This is a genomic window from Argonema antarcticum A004/B2 (genome assembly GCF_023333585.1).
GTDB classification, from domain to species: domain Bacteria; phylum Cyanobacteriota; class Cyanobacteriia; order Cyanobacteriales; family Aerosakkonemataceae; genus Argonema; species Argonema antarcticum.
In genome coordinates this window covers 19,773-38,168 of record NZ_JAIQZN010000001.1, presented here as the reverse complement: position 1 = coordinate 38,168, position 18,396 = coordinate 19,773, and the positions used below count along the sequence as shown (strand labels likewise).

At 44.0% G+C, this 18,396-nt stretch carries 10 protein-coding genes; 2 read left to right on the top strand and 8 right to left on the bottom strand.

Annotated features, from left to right (window positions below; genetic code table 11):
• Nucleotides 1-74: 74 nt before the first annotated feature.
• Both hemB and LAY57_RS00155 read right to left on the bottom strand, forming a co-directional pair.
• Nucleotides 75-1,079, bottom strand: a complete 1,005-nt coding sequence (gene hemB, locus LAY57_RS00160) for a porphobilinogen synthase (RefSeq protein ID WP_249064248.1) — start codon at nt 1,077-1,079, stop codon at nt 75-77.
• Nucleotides 1,080-1,174: 95 nt separating this feature from the next.
• Entirely contained in the window at nt 1,175-2,650 is a 1,476-nt protein-coding gene (locus LAY57_RS00155; RefSeq protein WP_249064247.1) for a hypothetical protein, read from the bottom strand.
• A 379-nt stretch (nt 2,651-3,029) separates the two neighbouring features.
• On the opposite strand from LAY57_RS00155, the gene LAY57_RS00150 reads away from it, so the two are divergent.
• Both LAY57_RS00150 and LAY57_RS00145 read left to right on the top strand, forming a co-directional pair.
• Entirely contained in the window at nt 3,030-3,575 is a 546-nt protein-coding gene (locus LAY57_RS00150; RefSeq protein WP_249064246.1) for a DUF1269 domain-containing protein, read from the top strand.
• A 33-nt stretch (nt 3,576-3,608) separates the two neighbouring features.
• Nucleotides 3,609-5,006 carry a TldD/PmbA family protein gene (locus tag LAY57_RS00145; protein ID WP_249064245.1) on the top strand — a complete coding sequence of 466 codons (1,398 nt, stop codon included), beginning with the start codon at nt 3,609-3,611 and terminating at the stop codon, nt 5,004-5,006.
• Between the two features lie 291 nt (nt 5,007-5,297).
• On the opposite strand, the gene LAY57_RS00140 is transcribed toward LAY57_RS00145, so the two are convergent.
• From LAY57_RS00140 to coaE, 6 genes are all read right to left on the bottom strand, one after another.
• A complete protein-coding gene (locus tag LAY57_RS00140; protein WP_249064244.1) occupies nt 5,298-6,839 on the bottom strand; it encodes a diguanylate cyclase in 1,542 nt (513 codons plus the stop codon).
• Between the two features lie 8 nt (nt 6,840-6,847).
• On the bottom strand, nt 6,848-8,836 hold the full coding sequence (locus LAY57_RS00135; protein WP_249064243.1) for an adenylate/guanylate cyclase domain-containing protein: 1,989 nt from the start codon (nt 8,834-8,836) through the stop codon (nt 6,848-6,850).
• A complete protein-coding gene (locus LAY57_RS00130; RefSeq protein WP_249064242.1) occupies nt 8,833-15,354 on the bottom strand; it encodes a protein kinase domain-containing protein in 6,522 nt (2,173 codons plus the stop codon). Before LAY57_RS00130 ends, LAY57_RS00135 begins: the two co-directional genes overlap by 4 nt.
• A gap of 358 nt (nt 15,355-15,712) precedes the next feature.
• Nucleotides 15,713-16,420, bottom strand: a complete 708-nt coding sequence (locus LAY57_RS00125; RefSeq protein ID WP_249064241.1) for an aspartate/glutamate racemase family protein — start codon at nt 16,418-16,420, stop codon at nt 15,713-15,715.
• Between the two features lie 23 nt (nt 16,421-16,443).
• Nucleotides 16,444-17,616, bottom strand: coding sequence for an S-methyl thiohydantoin desulfurase family protein (locus LAY57_RS00120; RefSeq protein WP_249064240.1), 1,173 nt, complete (start codon nt 17,614-17,616; stop codon nt 16,444-16,446).
• Between the two features lie 161 nt (nt 17,617-17,777).
• The gene (coaE, locus tag LAY57_RS00115; RefSeq protein ID WP_249064239.1) at nt 17,778-18,395 is read right to left on the bottom strand and encodes a dephospho-CoA kinase; all 618 of its coding nucleotides are present in this window, start codon (nt 18,393-18,395) and stop codon (nt 17,778-17,780) included.
• Nucleotide 18,396 lies beyond the last annotated feature (1 nt).

The window sequence follows — 18,396 nt, the reverse complement described above, 5'->3', positions numbered from 1 at the left end:
GATGAAGTAAAAGTAATAATGGTTAGCGAAACAAATTTGAAATCTGAAATCGGAAATTTCCAATTGTTTTATCTCTATCTCAACATCAGCGCCACTTCTTTGGCAAAGTAAGTCAAAATCAAATCCGCACCAGCGCGTTTAATGCTGTTGAGAGTTTCCAAAATCACCTTTTTTTCATCAATCCAACCGACATTAGCAGCAGCTTTAATCATGGCGTACTCGCCGCTGACGTTATATGCTGCTATTGGTAAATTAGTTTCTAGCCGAATTTGATGGATAATATCCAAATAAGCAAGTGCGGGTTTTACCATCACAATATCTGCACCTTCCGCAATATCTAACGCAACTTCTTTCAACGCTTCCCTAGCATTAGCTGTATCCATTTGATATGTCTTTTTGTCGCCAAATTTAGGGGCAGAATCTAAAGCGTCGCGAAAAGGGCCATAATAGGCAGAAGCATACTTAGCCGAGTAAGCAAGAATTCCGACATTGATGTATCCTTCTGCATCTAAGGCTTTTCTAATCGCGCCTACTCTTCCGTCCATCATATCGGAAGGTGCGACCATATCTGTGCCAGATGCTGCTTGAGATAGCGCCATTTTGACTAAAACTTCCACTGTCGGATCGTTCACAATCGTGCCGTTTTCATCGATTAAACCATCATGTCCGTGGGTGGTGAAGGGATCGAGTGCTACATCGGTAATTACTACAATGTCGGGTACTGCTTGTTTAATCGATCGCACTGTCTGCTGTACGAGTCCTTGTGGATTGTAGCTTTCGCTGCCAGTATGGTCTTTTTTGCTTTCGGAGATGACTGGGAAAAGCGCGATCGCATTTATCCCCAATTCCCAACATTCTAATACCTCTTTTACCAATAAATCCAGGGCATAGCGGTAGCATCCCGGCATTGATGCTATTTCAACTTTTTGCCCCTCTCCTTCCATCACAAACAGGGGATAAATCAGGTCATTAACGGTCAAATGCGTTTCCCGTACCATTCTCCGCAAAGCGGGTGTGCGACGCAAGCGACGGGGGCGATGAAGTAAGTCAGTCAAAGGTGAGGTATGGGCCTTTGTCATGGCGGTGGGGTGACAATCTTCAGTTTATTATATAATGAGAATCATTATATAATAGATTTGAGTTTATTTACGCAATAGTTTGTGAAAATAGGACTTTACTCGAAATCTACGTATTTTTCTAAACCCTGAATTTGAGGATCTGGGAATTGTTTGATGACGCGCCACAAAACAGTGTAACTGCCATCTTGGCGGCGATAAACTGGTCGAAAGGCGATGAGTAAATCGATGCTGGGCGTTTCCAGTAACGCATTGAGATTGCGGCGCTGACTGAGGGAAATGCGATCGCCATTTAGAAGAATTTCTGGCAACTGAAACTGGATTGTCCTGACCAGATAAGTATGATTTAGCACTGCTGGTGCTTCAGTAAGGATAGGTTCGGACAAGCCAAAATTTTGTTGTTTTCCAGTAATGAATCTTCTGCGGTCTGCTTGCAATGGGTCTAACTGATTGGGCGGTTGATAAGTGAGAAAAAATTCCTGTGTAAAAACGGAAACGTCGGTAAAGGAGGAATCGATATTTTCTAAAGGAATATCGCCCAAATCTACCATAAAGCCATAATTTAGTTCTCGCTGCACAATCTGGAAATTGTTATCTGCAATCTGAATTTCCAGTCGGGGAGTAAATCCGTCGAATGGCTTGAATAAAGGTGGGAAAGAAAAACGTTCTGCGGTGGTGGGCAAGAGGCGATTGCGTAGCTTATCTCGATCTTGGCGGTAAAATTCAGCGTTGAGAATGCGGGCTATGCCTGTATTAGGTATGGAGAGAAATTGGTTGTATGGCTCAACTTCAGCGCGATAAAGAGCGTAAGGGTTGTTTGGATCGCTTAAGCTAACTTCATCGGGAACGATAAATTCGGTTCCGCGTGGAAAATTTCTTTGTGCTTGCGCTAATAATGTCTTGGCAGCTAAGAGAGAGGTATTTGCCTGCACTGGAAATGCTAGAGCAGGCGGAAACGGGGGCACATAATCGGCGATCGCGTTTTTACCAGTTCTACCAATTAGGGTTGGTTCTGCGGGGGGCAGATCGGGTAACGGCGATAATCGAGGTGTTGGCGGTACAGAAATGTCGCTGCGTACAATTGGAATACCTAAAATAGGGTCGCGTCGCCGATCGACAAATTCTCCCACTTCATCAAGCATAACCAGACGATGGTCGAGTACTGGCCGAAGGGAATCTAGTTTCTGGGTAGACGTATAGAGGAAGCAGTAAACTCGTACCTGTTCTGCACTTAGAGACCCGACGGCTGGCAAATCATCAAAGGTAGCGGTAGCAGTAGGGGCGCAAAGAACGTTTGGAAATTGGTAGTAGTCTTTGAGCAACCGATCGACAGATGATGTGTGTAGGAAGAGTTGTCCTCGAACAGATCTAACTTGGTTGGGATCTGGACTGAGCATAGCTCTTTCAATCTCGGCAATTAAATATATCTGTTTCTGCACCAGTTCTTGCGCTGGCGGCCAAAAATCCGGCGGTTCGCTGGGCTGGAAAATTGTTGATGGATCTTGGACTGCTAGGACTTTGAGGGTTTGAGACAGCAAACCTAGCATCAAAAGTAGTGAGAAGTAATAGCGCATTTCCTTCAATTTTAGATTTTATATTTTATAGCAACCGATGAGTCGGTTGCTATAAATCTGGGGAGGGGGCTAGGGGCTAGGGGCTAGGGGCTAGGGGCTAGGGGCGAACGCGAGTGCGTGCCGGAGGCATTAGCATTCGGGTAGTAAATATAAGGTTTTAACCAATAAATTATATGCCCGAATGCTTCGCCCCTACTGTCCTAATCGACGAGAGCGGTTGCTATAGATTAGCGGTCAAGACAAAATTTCTATCTTCCTTTTGGTAGAGATATAAAACCCTTTCCAGCGCTTAAGTAACATCCAGCGATTGATGCACATAGGTTTGAGAAATTGCCAATCTAGAAGAGAAAAAGATGCCTTGTCACTAGAGGAAACAATTATGGAACTTAGTCCCTATCAGCGAGCTTTTGGTATTTTCTCTAACTCTGAGGATGTCCGCAATGCTTTCAACGAGCTAGAGGCAGCTGAGTTTCCAATGGATCGGATTTCGGCTGTAGCTAAAGATCCAGAAAAGCAAACTGTGGAAATCCGGGAAGTCAAGGGCAACAAAGCACAGGAAGGAACAACTATCGGCGCGATCGCAGGCGCTACAGTTGGCGGTAGCCTTGGCCTAGCGGTGGGACTGGCAACAGCTGCTGCACTGCCTGCGATCGGCCCTGTAGTGCTGCTGGGTGCGGCAGCAACGGCTCTGGCTACGACCTTAACGGGTGGCATGATGGGTGCAACGGCGGGCAGTTTAATCGGCGCGTTGATTGGTTGGGGGATTCCCGAAGAGCAAGCTACAGTTTATCGCGATCGCATCTACCAAGGCGATTACTTGGTGATGGTAGACGGTTCTGAAGCAGATATCCGTCAAGCGGAAGCCATTTTGAGCCGCTGGAACATCCAGGAGTTCAGGATTTATGACATAGCCCGTAGCCCCTAAAATAAAGTCAGTTCATCAATATCATCACCAGTTATGCCAAGCTTACTTGTGGATGCCAAAAACTTGCTCTGTGACTTAATCGCTCGCTATCGCTCCCAAGTTGACTATTTGGCGATTCGACTGGAAGAAGCAGAAGGGACTGATATTTTCCTGCGAGGAGACAAGATAGAAACGCTTTCCCAAGGGATCTCAATTGGTGGACAGGTTAGAGCTTGTTATAAAGGAGGTTGGGGTTTTGCTAGCTTCAACCAACTCTCGACACTAAAAGAACGAGTTGAAGAAGCGATCGCAGCTGCGCGGATAGTCGGAGATGAAGAAACTATTCTAGCTCCTGTAGATCCGGTTCGCGATATCGTACAACTGCCTCTGACAGGCACCGATCCGCGTAAAATACCCTTATCTGACAAAAAAGCATTGTGCGATCGCTACACCGAAATTCTCCGCCGCGTAGATAAACGAATTACCACCACCTCCGTCCTATACAGCGACAGCGCCCAGCGGATCTTTCTGGCCACCTCCGAAGACACTATGCTAGAGCAATCTTGGGTGGATATGGAAATGCGCTTTGCCGCCACCGCACGGAATGGCGACACCGTACAAACCGGACGAGAAACCACAGGTTCCCGCAAAGCATACGAAGATTTAACCAATTTGGATGCCCAAATTCGCAGTGCCGGTCAACGCGCTGTGGACGCCCTCGCACTGCCTCCCGTCAAAGGTAACACTTACACGGTAGTAATTGACCCCATTCTCACCGGCTTATTTGTCCACGAAGCTTTCGGACACCTCTCAGAAGCCGACATGGCTTATGAAAACCCGGACTTGCTGGAAGTGATGACTCTGGGACGCAGATTCGGGCCAAGAGAACTGCAAATCTTTGACGGTGCGTTACCTCTCGGTCATCGCGGTAGTTATTTCTACGATGATGAAGGAACGCCAGCTACCACTACTCAGCTAATTAAAGATGGTGTTTTGGTAGGACGGCTGCATTCTCGCGAAACAGCTGGCAAACTGGGTGAAGAACCGACTGGAAATGCTCGTTGTCTCAACTACCATTTTCCGCCTCTAGTGCGGATGACGAATACTTGGATTGAGCGTGGAAATACGCCAGTCAAGGATTTATTTACGGATATCAAAGAAGGAGTTTATGCTCGGAATTGGTTGGGTGGAATGACGAATGGGGAGATGTTCACCTTTAGCGCCGGTGAAGCTTGGATGATTCGCAATGGAGAAATTGCCGAACCAGTGCGGGATGTGACACTTTCCGGGAATGTTTTTACAACTTTAGCTGATATTGAAGCTCTAGGCGATGACTTCTATTGGGATGAGTCCGGCGGTTGCGGTAAAGGCGGACAAAGCGGTTTGCCAGTAGGTTGTGGTGGGCCTTCTTTGCGACTTCGCAATGTAGTTGTGGGTGGCGAAGCAGGGTAATGAAATATTTAGTATGTAGTTGCGCTTTAGCGCTATCTTAAAGAGCGCTAAAGCGCAACTATAGCTAGGGGCTAGGGGCTAGGGGCTAGGGAAGAGGGAAGAGGGAAAAGCTTACTTCGTAAGGGATTATGAACCAGAAGTAAGAGTTGGAGTTGCCCTAACCGACGAGAGCGGTTGCTATACATACCTAAAAAATTGTTGTTCTTATTCTTATCTGTGTTCATCTGTGTTCATCTGTCTTCATCTGTGGTAAAAATTTAACCAAAGATGACAACAGAAAATTTGACGACATCACTCATGTACTAACGATGCAACCGGATTTGGTATGAAACACTCCCCACCCAGTGCTACGCGATCGCGTCCTTCCTTTTTGGCTGTATAAAGAGCTTGGTCAGCCGCATTAATCAAATATTGTGGCAACAATCCTTTTGTGGGTACGGTACTGGCAACTCCCAGACTGACGGTAACGCGATCGATCTTCAAACCCAAGGCCCGATCGCACACCCTAGACTGAGCGTGGGGAATCGCCAAATCGTGAATTGCCTGTCTGATCGCCTCTGCCACAATGACAGATCCAGAGGTATCAGTATTAGGTAGAATAACAGCAAATTCTTCGCCACCATAACGAGCAACTAAATCCTCTGGACGCCGGATCGCACTTTTAATAGTATCCGCCACCAGTCGCAAACAATCATCCCCTGCTAGATGACCGTAGGTATCGTTGTAGCTTTTGAAAAAATCGACATCCAACATTATTAAAGACAGGGGTGCAATTTCCCGTTTTAGCCGCTTCCACTCAGCGTTAAGATACTCATCAAATCGGCGACGATTGGCAATTTGAGTCAAACCATCGAGGGTCGCCAGTCGTCGGAGTACTTCCTCGCTCTTTTGCAGCGCCGCCTCTGCTTTTTTGCAATGAATCATCGACCCTAATTGGGTTGCGATCGCATTGACTAGCTGTTGCGATCGCTCATTCGGGATCATTTCCTGGTTTTGGAAAAACACTAACACAGCCAGAACTTGGCGATCGAACACAATTGGAATTCCCAAAGCACCTTTGATTCCAACCTCGGCTGCAATTTTTAGCCTCAGAAAAACCCGCTCCTTCTCCTGAGTTACATCAGCAATCCATTCAAATTTTTGGGATAACCAGATCCGTCCTGGTAACCCCTCACCAGGAGCAAAGCGAAATGTCTCGCTCTGACGGCGAAATTCATCCAGACGGATATCGCCGCCATCCCAACCTCCAACATATTCCAGCACAGTTGCATCTGAGGAAGGCATCCAAGCTTCCCCAAACTCCCAACCAAGAGTTTGACAAACATTTCTCACAATTACTTCTAATGCTTCTTCCACATCAGCGGCAGAACTAATTGCTTGAGTTGTAGTCAATAAAAGTTGTAATTGTGCATTTTGCCTTTGCAGTTGTAACTGATACCGACGCAGACGCAATTGATGTTCTATTCGTACCAAAACCTCGATATGCTCAAAGGGTTTTGTGATGTAATCTACCCCACCCATAGTAAAAGCTTTTACTTTATTAAAGATTCCATCCGAAGCACTGATGAAGATGACCGGAATATCACGACTTTGCTCCGAAGCTTTCAACTGTCGGCAAACTTCATAACCATCCATATCCGGCATTTTGATATCCAGCAAAATCAGATCGGGAGGGTTAGCTCGGACAGATTCAAGCGCCATTTTACCATTAAGAGCAACCCGAAGCTTATACCCTTGATTGGATAAAATCCGAATTAATAAGCTGATATTTTCTGGTGTATCATCGACAACTAAAATCTTGGTTTTGGATGTGAAATGCTGCCTCGAATTCATAAGCGATTCTAAAATGACTTTCTCCCCATAAGAAGATAGGTCATCATCTCTCCTTTACCTTTAATTATAATAGTTCCGCGTTCTTGCAAAATAAATTGCTCCTTTAAGCGATCGTAAACTGCTGGTGTTACCTGAATTTCACCGGGGATACCAGTTGACTCCATCCGGGAAGCCACATTCACCGTATCCCCCCACAGATCGTAGATAAATTTAGTCAAACCAATCACCCCAGCGACCACCGCACCGATATTGATCCCGATGCGGAGACTGAAATTCTCGCCGTTTTGGGCGTTGAATCGGGCAATAGCCGCCTGCATATCGAGTGCCATAAGGGCGATCTCATCTGCGTGATCGGAACGAGGTGTCGGCATTCCTCCCACCACCATATAAGCATCCCCAATAGTCTTAATTTTCTCTAAGTTATGCTGTTGAGATAATTGATCGAATTCACTAAAAATTAGATTGAGAACCTTAACAAGTTCCGTAGAAGTTTTGTTTGATGCAAAATCAGTAAAACCTACTAAATCTGCAAATAAAACACTTACATCAGAAAAACTATCCCCAATAATCTGCTGGTTTGCTTGCAACCGTTTCGCAATCGATGGAGGCAGAATATTTAATAATAACTTTTCTGTTTGTTCCTGGGCAATTTTACGAGCGGTAATGTCAGAAACAGTTCCTTCGTAATAAAGCAATTTCCCTTTAGAGTCCCGCACTGCACGAGCATTTTCAGAAATCCAAATGATTTTGCCATCTTTCCGATAAACTTGAGCCTCAAATTCGAGTACAGCATTATGCAGTTCCATTTCTTCGATAAACTCGCGCCTTCGATTCCGATTGACATAAAGCTTATCTTCTATATTTTGAAGATTTGTCATCAAGTCTTCGGGAGAATCATAACCATAAATTTTTGCCAGTGCTTGATTGGAACTTAGGTAACGACCGCCAGGGGTAGTTTGATAGATTCCTTCTACTGCATTTTCCACAATGCTGTGATAGCGTTCTTGAGTAATTCGCAGGATTTCTTCAGTTTGCTTGCGCTGGATCAGAGAACCTAATTGTGTTGAAACTGCGTTGACCAAATTAATGATGCGCGAATTGATAGCAGCAACCTTTTTCTTATAAAACACTAAAATTGCCAACACTTTGTCCTGAAAGACAATCGGAACTCCAAAGGCTGACTTGAAGCCAGTATCAGCAAGTTGAGAATGTAGAATAAATAGGTCTTTTTTTAGTGAAATATTTTCTACCCACTCCGGTTGCTTAGAAGTCCAGATTTTCCCTGGCAATCCAATATTATGAGCAAAAGTAACCGTTAAGCTTTGCTCTCTTAACTCTAAAAAACTGAAATCGTTACCGTACCAACCTTGGCTGCATTCTAAAACTTTATTATTGTCATCGGGAATCCAAGCTTCTCCATAGTTCCATTGGATATTCGTACAGACTAACTGCAAGACAGCGTGCAAAGCTGAATGAACGTCATCCCGGTGAGTGATGGCTTGGGTTGTTGCTAATAATAGCCGAAGTTCAACTTCTGCTTGTCGGCGTGCTTCTAGGTGGCTTTCGAGGAGTTTATTTTGTTCTATCAGTTGCAGTTGGAGTTGGCGGAGGCGTAGTTGATGCTCGATCCGAGCTAAAACTTCTAGAGGCTCGAAGGGTTTGGTGATATAGTCAACTCCGCCAACTGTAAAGGCATTGAGTTTATTAATTGTTTCATCTAAAGCACTAATAAAGATGACTGGAATATCGCCTGTTTGCTCAGATGCTTTCAGATGTTTGCAAACTTCGTAGCCATCCATCTCTGGCATATTGATATCGAGCAAAATGAGGTCGGGAGGATTTGATTGGCAAGATTTTAATGCCAGTTTTCCACTAGGGGAAACTCGTACCTTATAGCCCTGTTCGGATAAAATTTGGGTCAATAATTTTAAGTTTTCTGGCTTATCATCCACAACCAGAATATTAGCTTTAGGGGTAAGCGTTTGGCTTTGGTTCATAAGTTATCCACCGTATGAATTAAGGTTAATAATTGCTCAAATTCGTACTGGTCGATCATCGTGAGTAAAGCATACCCTAGAACTTCTTCTTGCTGGCTAATTTGCTCGATGGATATAGCGATCGCTTCCAAGTCTCCCTCAACGAGAGCCTGACGCAAACTCCCCAACATATCTTTAGGCAAAGCCGCCAGATGGGAGGGTTTCAAGGTTAGCGGTTCCATTAATGCTGTATCAGGGACAGAAGTTGATTCCTCATAAATAAACGACACACCTAAATGTTTGTGGATAACATCAAAAATCTCCTCTTCTCGGAAAGGTTTGCGAATAAAATCATCGCAACCCGCTGCCAAAACAGCCGTTTTCTCATCTGTAAAGGCACTAGCACTGAGGGCAATAATTACAGTATGGGGTATGGGAAATAGGCTATTTTTTCCCGCCCTGCTCTGCTCCCTCGATCGAATCTGCCTTGTTGCTTCATCGCCATCCATCACTGACATTCGCATATCCATCCAAATTAAGTGGGGTTGCCAATGCTCCCAGAGTGACAATGCCTCCCTACCATTGTTGGCTTCTTGTAGTTTAAAGCCAAGTGGGTTGAGGAGTTTGTGTAATAATTGGCGATTTACATTGCTATCATCGACAATGAGCATTCGATATTCTGGTTGGTTGGGGGCAAGGGCTTTGACGGGACGACGATCGGACCGCTGCTCGATTTCGCTCTCCGCCACCTGGTTCGCTTGAATATCGAACTGAAATATAGTACCAGTAGTTGTTTCTTCCTGCTGTTCTAAAGAAGCTGTGCCAGGGGTGAAGGCTATACCGTGACTGATGACAGTGATTTCACCCCCCATCAAGCGAATGAATTGGCGGCTAATCGTCAATCCCAATCCTGTTCCTTCTTGTACTTGTTGACCCGCTGTTGTTTGCACGAAGGGTTTGAAGAGGTTTTGGAGTTCATCAGCAGCAATCCCAACGCCTGTGTCTATGACTTGAAAGGTGATTGATTGGGAATTTTTTCTGCCCAGTTTGACTGTGAGGGATACGCTTCCTTGGCTGGTAAATTTAATGGAATTACCAATTAGGTTAATTAGGACTTGCCGCAACTTGACTTCATCAGTGCAGATATGTTGGGGCACATCGGCGGCCCGATCGCATTTTAACTGCAAGCCTTTTTCTTTGGCTTTCAAAGAAAACATATTTTCGACATCATTTAGCAGCAGGTAGAGGTCGAAGTTATTTTCATGGAGTATCATGCGTCCGGCTTCAATTTTGGAGAGGTCTAGCACTTGGTTGATCAGGGTGAGCAAATGTTCGCCGCTGCGACGAATGATGCCGAGATTGTCTTGCTGTTCTTTGACGAGATTTGTGGCCCGACTCATGAGTTGGGAAAAGCCGAGAATGGCGTTGAGGGGCGTCCTCAGTTCGTGGCTCATGTTGGCCAGGAAGGTACTTTTGGCGCGGTTGGCTGATTCGGCGGCTTCTTTGGCGGTTTCGAGTTCGGCTTCGGCTTTTTTGCGATCGGTAATATCTCGTCCTACTGCTTGGTATTCTAGAAGGCGATCGGACTGGTCAAATATCGCCCGGTTAATCCACTGAGCCCAACGTATCTCTCCTTTGACAATTACCCGATTTTCAACTGAGGCTACTGGGTTTTCTTTGCTAATCGAATTCACGAAAGCAGCAACATATTCGCGGTCTTCCTCAAACACAACAGGTGCGTAGTGATAGCCGATAATTTCTTCTCGCCTCAGTCCAAAAAACCGACAATAAGCTTCATTAACAAAAGTTACTTTTCCATCTCGTAAAAATCTAATAATCAGTTCGGTCTGATCTTCGATAATTCCTAGATAACGTGCTTCGCTCTGCCGCAATTGCACTTCTATCTGTTTGCGATCGATGATTTCCTGCTGTAATAATTTGTTAGTTTGACTTATTTGAGCCGTGCGATCTTCTACTTTTTCTTCCAGCGTCCGATAGAGAAGAGCGTTTTCCAAAGAGATGGCTGCTTGGGCGGAAATAAGTTGCAATACTTTTAGACGTCCGGGAGTAAAAGCACCTGCAACCAAATTATTTTCTAAGTAAAGTATGCCCATGATTTTCCCTTTATTTATGATAGGAGTACACAGGACAGATTTAATTTTATTAGCGGCAATGTAAGGGTCTTTGACAAACATTCCTTCCAAGGCAGCATCGTTGATAACAATATTTTTGAGAGTTATTTGAACGTAATTGATAAGTGTTAGCGGCAGGGCTTGGGAAATTTCGATTTGGGGCAATCGCAACACGATAATATTGCCACCTTCAACTTGACCGGAGACTTCGATCGCCAGAGAACCAGACTGATTAAAAATTAGAAATCCTTTTTGAGCGCCAGCATTTTCGATCGCGATTTTCATTAACCGGGAAAGCAATTCATCTAGGACTATCACGCTAGAGAGCGCTTGCGATGCTTCGATCGCCGCTATAAAATCTAATGTACCTCCACTTCCTCCACTTGTTCTGAGCGTGGTATTACTAACATCAAATTCTGCATTTTTGCGTTCGGTGATTATCGAAAATATACCCGGATATTTTGATTCTAAATCTTTAATTTTTGCCTTCGCTCCCCAGCGTCCATATCCGTAGTAAGCTTCTAACAAATAGAACCGACCCATACTTTCTTGACCGCGAGAAAGATGAAATTTTCCCGCCAGTTCGTTGGCTAGTGCTTCTTCTTGGATGTATTTTTGTTCTTTGGCTCCAGATATGGCCCGATCGTAATAATTTATAGCACCTGCCAAATCACCTAATACTCGCGCTTTTTCTGCTTCTACCAAATCGTACTTATGTTGAAAGTTCATCGGCGCATAGTGCGCCCATTTCTTCATTTTTTCCTGGTTACTTGTTACCTTTTCCAACAGTTTCTCTTGTTCTGAATTTGGGACAGATGGATAGATAGACAGCCGTACCAAAGAATAGTACAAGTAGAAAAAAGAAATAATGGGAGAGCCAGCTACACCGCTTGTATATTTTTCGGCAATTTCTGCATTTCTCAAGGCCCGATCGTTTTCTTCCAACAAAAAGCACAAAATTAGTTTGTTAAAATGTAAAAAGAACAAAGCTGTAAGGTCATTGGACTGTTCGTGAAGAGGCAACATAGCCTCTTCGTTATAAGCTTGACCGATGAGATCGCACGTATTATCCAATTCGCCGATAAAATTCAAAACAGTTTGATGGTATATTTTATTCCAGTTCAAAGTTTTTTCTTGTTTAATTTGGCTCATAACCTGACTGTATGCAGCCATCTCTTTCTCTAAGTCGGTGAGTTCTTTACCAACTAAATATGAATAGATGCAGTAATCTAAAAGTGAGTTAGCAGTAAACTCTAAATCTCCAGTTTCCAATCCACTTTGATAGGCTTCTAAAAATGGTTCTAAGGTTTCTCTAATATGCTCCTTCCAAGGCTTAATGAGTAGATGAACTATTGTAGATGTTCCCGCTTTCAGTTTTTTAGCATTAAACTTCGCCAATATATTTAATGCCAGTTTACCGAATTGATAAGCAGCGTCAAAGTCTTCTGCAATTCCGCACAAAAGTATCCCATAAAAAGCATAAGCAAAAGCTGACTCGGAAGTATTGCCGTATTCAAGTGATAAATTAACTTGCTTGAAAATTAATAAAGGTAACAATCCAGGTGCAGCATTATAAGAAGCAGTCGTTACCCTCAAAAGAATACGCATAGCTGCCAATTTCTTTGCTTCTGTCATTTCCGGCAGGTTAATTAAATCTGAGATTCGCTTTTCGGTTAAATGTGAGGAAACTTCTGTCATTCCCAACTGAATATCTGATTCGCTAGACTGTTCGGGAAAATTCACATCTAATAACTTAAGAATTTCTAATCCCGTGTTGATGGCTTCTAGAATTTTTACCTGTGCCATACACGCAGATATCTGCACTTCATAAACTTTTACTTTATCGAGCAAAGTTTTGGCTTGTTTTCGCACCGTATCTGAAAGCTTCTGCATCAAATCGAAGTCGCCGCCCAGATAAGCTGCTTCTGCTCCTTCCTCATGCAAAGTTAAAGTTAAATCATAGTTAGTTTGCCAACTATCAATTGCCAGCAATTCTATCCCTAGAGTTAAATACCTGAGAGCAGCTTCATAAGCTGTCGCCGCTTTTGCTTTCTGTCCGGCTAGAAGATTGAGTTGTGCTAACTCATCTTTTTCTGGCTGAGTTGCGAGTAAATCCGTGCCAAAATTTAATTGGTTGACGAGAGCAAAAATATTTTCTTTGCGTTCTGCGGGAGTAGTATTTTTCAGCAACAGTTGACCGATTTTTAAGTGAGTGGCTTTTTGCTCGGATTCGGGAATCAGAGAATAAGCTGCTTGCTGCACTCGGTCGTGCAAAAATTTGTAGTTAACTTTAACATCCTGCAAGCCAATAAATGCCGATTCCGAATCGGCAAACACCAGCGGAATTTTGTAAGCTTCCGATAAAGGTAACAATAAACCCGCCTGAATTGCAGGCCATAAATTAGTTGCCGTCACCAATACCGATTCTTCGTTGACAATTGCCAAAACATCTAAGTTGAAAGAATTGCCGATGCAAGCTGCCATCTTTAATAATTTCTGGGCAGAATCTGACAATTTTTGAATGTTTCTAGCCATCAGTTCGACGACGTTATAATCGGTAATCCCAATGGTTTGAATATGCTCTATATCCCACTGCCATTTATCGGCGATCACTTCATAATTCAGCAGGTTTTCGGAGGATAATGTTTTGAGGAGTTGGGTGAGGAAAAAGGGATTGCCTTGAGTTTTGTTAAACAGGAGTTTCGAGAGAGACTCGATCCGGCTTGCTTCTGGAGATTCGTTGAGTGTATCGGCGACTAATTGACTGACGTGGCTGAAATGTAAAGGTTTAACGGTAATATTATTGACTGTCGCTTCCTTTTCTTTGATTTTTTCTAATGTCTGCATCAAGGGGTGCGCCGGACTGACTTCGTTATCTCGATAGGCTCCTATTAGTAACAGGTATTGGCTATCGGTATCCGTGATTAAGAGTTGGATTAATTTGAGAGAAGCTGAATCGGCCCACTGCAAGTCATCTAAGAAGAGAACAAGGGGATGTTCTGGTTGGCAAAATACTTTGAGGAATTGAAGAAAAACGCGATTGAAGCGGTTTTCAGATTCGGTTGGGCCTACTTGCGGTACTTCTGGCTGAGAACCGATAATTAATTCGACTTCGGGAATAACATCGATGATTACTTGTCCGTTGAAGCCGATCGCGTCTAATATTTTCAGTTTCCAACCTGCGATTTGCGTGGCGTTTTCTGTTAAAATTTGATTGATTAATTCTTGAAATGCCGCGATCAGAGCCGCGTAGGGAATATTGCGTTTAAATTGGTCGAATTTACCAACGATAAAATAACCGCGCTGTCGCGTAATCGGTTTTTGTACTTCGTTGACAATGGCAGTTTTACTAATACCTGAATAACCAGAAAATAAGATTAGTTCGCTGCGGGAGAAACCTACCCCCCCCAGTCCCTCGAAGGGGGAAGTATTCGTGTTTTTGTCCGGAGAGATTCCACAGACTCGATCGAATGCTTCCAATAGCAGGGAAACTTCGATTTCGCGTCCGTAGAGCTTTTGGGGGATCAGAAGTTGGTTGCCGCGATCGCGTTTTCCCAGCGGAAAATTATCTATTTTTCCCGTAGTTTGCAACTGTTGCAGACAAATTTCCAGATCGAATTTAAGTCCGGCTGCACTTTGATATCTTTCTTCCGCTGTCTTGGCTAACAGTTTCATCGCGATCGATGAAATTGCTTCTGGAATTTCTGGATTTTGCTCGTGTAGCGGTACTGGTTGTTTGGCTAAGTGACAGTGTACCAACTCCATCGGATCTTGGGTAGTAAAAGGTAAACTACCGGCCAGCATTTCGTAAAAAGTGATCCCCAAAGAATAAAAATCTGTCCGATAATCGACCGATCGATTCATCCTCCCAGTTTGCTCTGGGGACATATAAGCGAGAGTACCGACAAGTTCCAAAACAGTACCGAGATTCTGGTTCTCCACACCCTGACGGGAAGCCATGCTGAAGTCGGCAATTTTAACCGTTCCGGTGGCAGGATTGATAATAATATTGGCCGATTTAATATCTTTATGAATTATCAAACTTTTATGCAAGTAAGCCAAAGCTTCTGTTAAATCAATGGCGATCCGCAAAAATTCCGACAGCGACAATTTTTGAGAAGTGAGGTAGTGTCTGAGGGAAATGCCGCCAAAATCTTCTAAGATGAGGGCAAACCCGTTTTGATAGTTTTCCAAACTGTAAGCTTTGACAATTCCCGCACTATCGAGATTTTGAAGTATTTGATATTCGTGTTTCAGGCGTGCAATTTCTTCTATACTAGGATAGTCTGGTTTGAGAATTTTAACGATAACTGTTTGTCCAGAGGTATGGCAATATCCCCGATAAACAACCGTATTTACGCCGTTATAGATTTCTTTGACGATTCGATAACCTGACAGTTCGAGCATGGTGTTTTGCTTGTTAATAAGAGGTTGAGCCTGGATATTCTTATGATGCTGTTGGTAAATTGATGAGATTTTAATTCTACACAAAGCCACTGACTTCGCTTGGGGCCCGCCAGCAATTCAAATCGCAGCGTCATAGTAGGGGCACGGCGTCCGGGATATTTGGGTTACAGGAATAAGGTTAATTATGCCGTGCCCCTACACAACCACTCTCAAGTGCAGGGCGGGTGTAGGCGACACCACCGACTTTGCCAACAGCATCATTCTTATTTCCAGATTGAATGCACCATCTGTTGTCAGGGGAGATTGATTCCCCCCTACACATAAACTATATCTGCCAAGTCCTTAACAAACCAACGCCCTATTTTTGAGGGGGTTTGTAATATGTGAGGCGACTTTGGGATAACCCACATCTGATTAGCGATTGCAAAGAAGTTATCGCCGCAGTTGTCGGATCGATTACGGGTGCTGGTTTGCCTAACTCAGCCAAGATTCTTTCTACCTCTTTGGCTACATCTAACATTCCCGTACATCCCAATACAATTGCCTGAGCGCCATCTCGATCGATCGCCTTTTCGCTTTCATGTATGAGAGCCTGTTTTAACTTTTCTTTGTCCTCTAATTCGAGAACAGGTATGTCTACATCTCTGACAGAGGCAAGATTGCTTGTTATGCCCAGACCTCTTGCCAGATCTTCGATGATTGACTTAACGCTGCTGACAACTGTAATAATCGAAAATTTTTGGCAGATCAGAGTGGCAGTCAAAACAGCAGGATCGAAGCCCCCCACAACTGGAATATCTACCAATTCTCTGACCACACTAACTCCTGGTTCGCCAAAGCAATCTACGAAGATTCCATCATATCCTTCCGCTTCGGCTTTTTGTGCTTTGCTAATGATATCGCCTGTACTGAGAAACTCTTCGTAGCGACTTTGAATAGATTGTGGCCCTACGTCGAGGTTAACCACATGGATTTGCGTATCTGGTGCTGCCACCTTTTGGACTTCTTTTTTGACATCTTCATTAAATTGGCTATTAGCGAGAGGAACGATTATTTGGATTTTCATTTTTCCCCTTTTGAGTTAGATTTTTAGGAGTCACCATAAGGGTGAAGCTTTTCGAGCGGCACGTAAGGGCCATAGTAACCCATTAAGTTTAACAATTGTTGAAATGCCGCCAGAATTGAACCCGATCGTAATTGCTCTGGCGCTTTTACACCAATCAGAACTAACTCTTGTCCTTTCTTTTCTTTGAGATCGTCGGCATTTGTCAGCGGTATTCCATCTGGCGTCATATAGCAAATCAAGTCGGGTGCCATTGCAATTGGTTGACTGCTGTCGTTTCGCCATGCCATCAGACTTTCGTTTCGATAAATTACATATACTTCTCGATCGCCATTTTTAACAGTTACAATACCCCGGTCAAAACCACCTTGAGTTTGTTGGCTGACATCCTGTATTTCTCCCCTAAAAAGCTCAAAAGCACTGCCTTGAAAAAACGCTAGTGCTGCTTCCACAGGGTCTTCTCCTTGCTCTTTCGCCTTGCGTAGAGTCAAGCCCAATTGCCACGCTCGGCTAATCGCGCCAGGGATAACTGACTGCTTATCGCGCATCGTTTGACCGTCAAGCGCATAAGTTGCCAAACCTCCTTGCTGACCGAATTGCTCTGTGCTGATGATCGGTCTGATCAAACTTTCCATATCTGAGGATGTTTTTGCATATAGCACTGACTTCACATCCTCATCTTTTTTGCTGACTAAAGGACAAGGAGAAACGTCGATGCCTGTAGCGGCGTAAGTCGTCATTGATAGTTCGGGTACAGACCTACCCGCTCCGTCGCAGTCAACGATTGGGATTTGCTTGTATACCGCTACCAGCATGGCGATGAAGATGTTTGCCGTGCCTGTTTCTACGGAAAGCGTATAGGAGAATTTCTTTCCCAGTATTTGCTCCAAAAGCTCAAAAGCTTTGATGGAAGACTGCCCAATTCCATGCAAAGCCTTGAATATGCTCGTGCGAAGAGGATAAGTTCGCGTTTCTGAGTGTTGGTCTTGGCTGGCATTTGGGGCTCCAATGCCTGCTACAACTGCTCCCCACTCGTCGTCACCCACGTCGGTAACGTCGATCGAGACAACTACTTCTGTGTGCCGAAGAATCTCGTCGATCAGGTCTTGGCCCATTTTCCGGGAACCGCCTCCCCCGCTGCCGAAAAACGCGGCTCCGTTAAGTATGTCCTCAAGTGCGCTTTTGTCAAGTTTTTGCATTTAGTTTTTCTCCCACGATTTAAGCTACTGTAATTTTTAATTTTCTCACTCTCGGCATAATGCCTGCCAAAATCTTAATTATTTATTCCTAGTTGCACAGTAGCAAGTTATACTCCCCTGCCTCTTAAAACAGAAGACGAAACTTTTCGGCTCGGCTATTTTCACCGTAACAAGGCTGCATCTACTTGTTGGCAAAGATGTTGTTGAGTAGAAGAGTTATCCAAAACTACATCAGCTTTGTTGCACTTCTCCTGCATTGACATTTGACTATTAATCCTCGCTTTCGCCTGCTCTAAAGTCAATCTATCTCGTTCCATCAATCTATTTAATTGTTGTTCTTCACCAGCAAATACTACCCAGATTTCTGTTACCAAATCTGTCATGTTTGCTTCAAATAAGAGCGGCACAACTAACACTACTGTCGAATGTAAAGGTAATTCATCGATCGCACTCAGAAACCGATCGCGTACATAGGGGTGAATTTGTTGCTCTAACCAATATCTCTCGGTGGGATTATTGAAAACGATATTGCCCAACTCCTTACGGTTTAAAGTTCCTGAAGTTGTCATAATATCTGAGCCATAACGCTCTAGGATTTGGTTGAAGATTGGCGAACCAGGTTCAACTGCTTCGCGAGCATAAATATCTGCATCAAAAATCGGAAAATTGTAGGTTTTGGCAAGATAATTCGATACAGTAGTTTTACCTGTGCTAATGCCGCCAGTTAGACCGATGAGGCGTCGGACTGGGGCATTGGGGTCAGTTTGGGCATTGGGCATT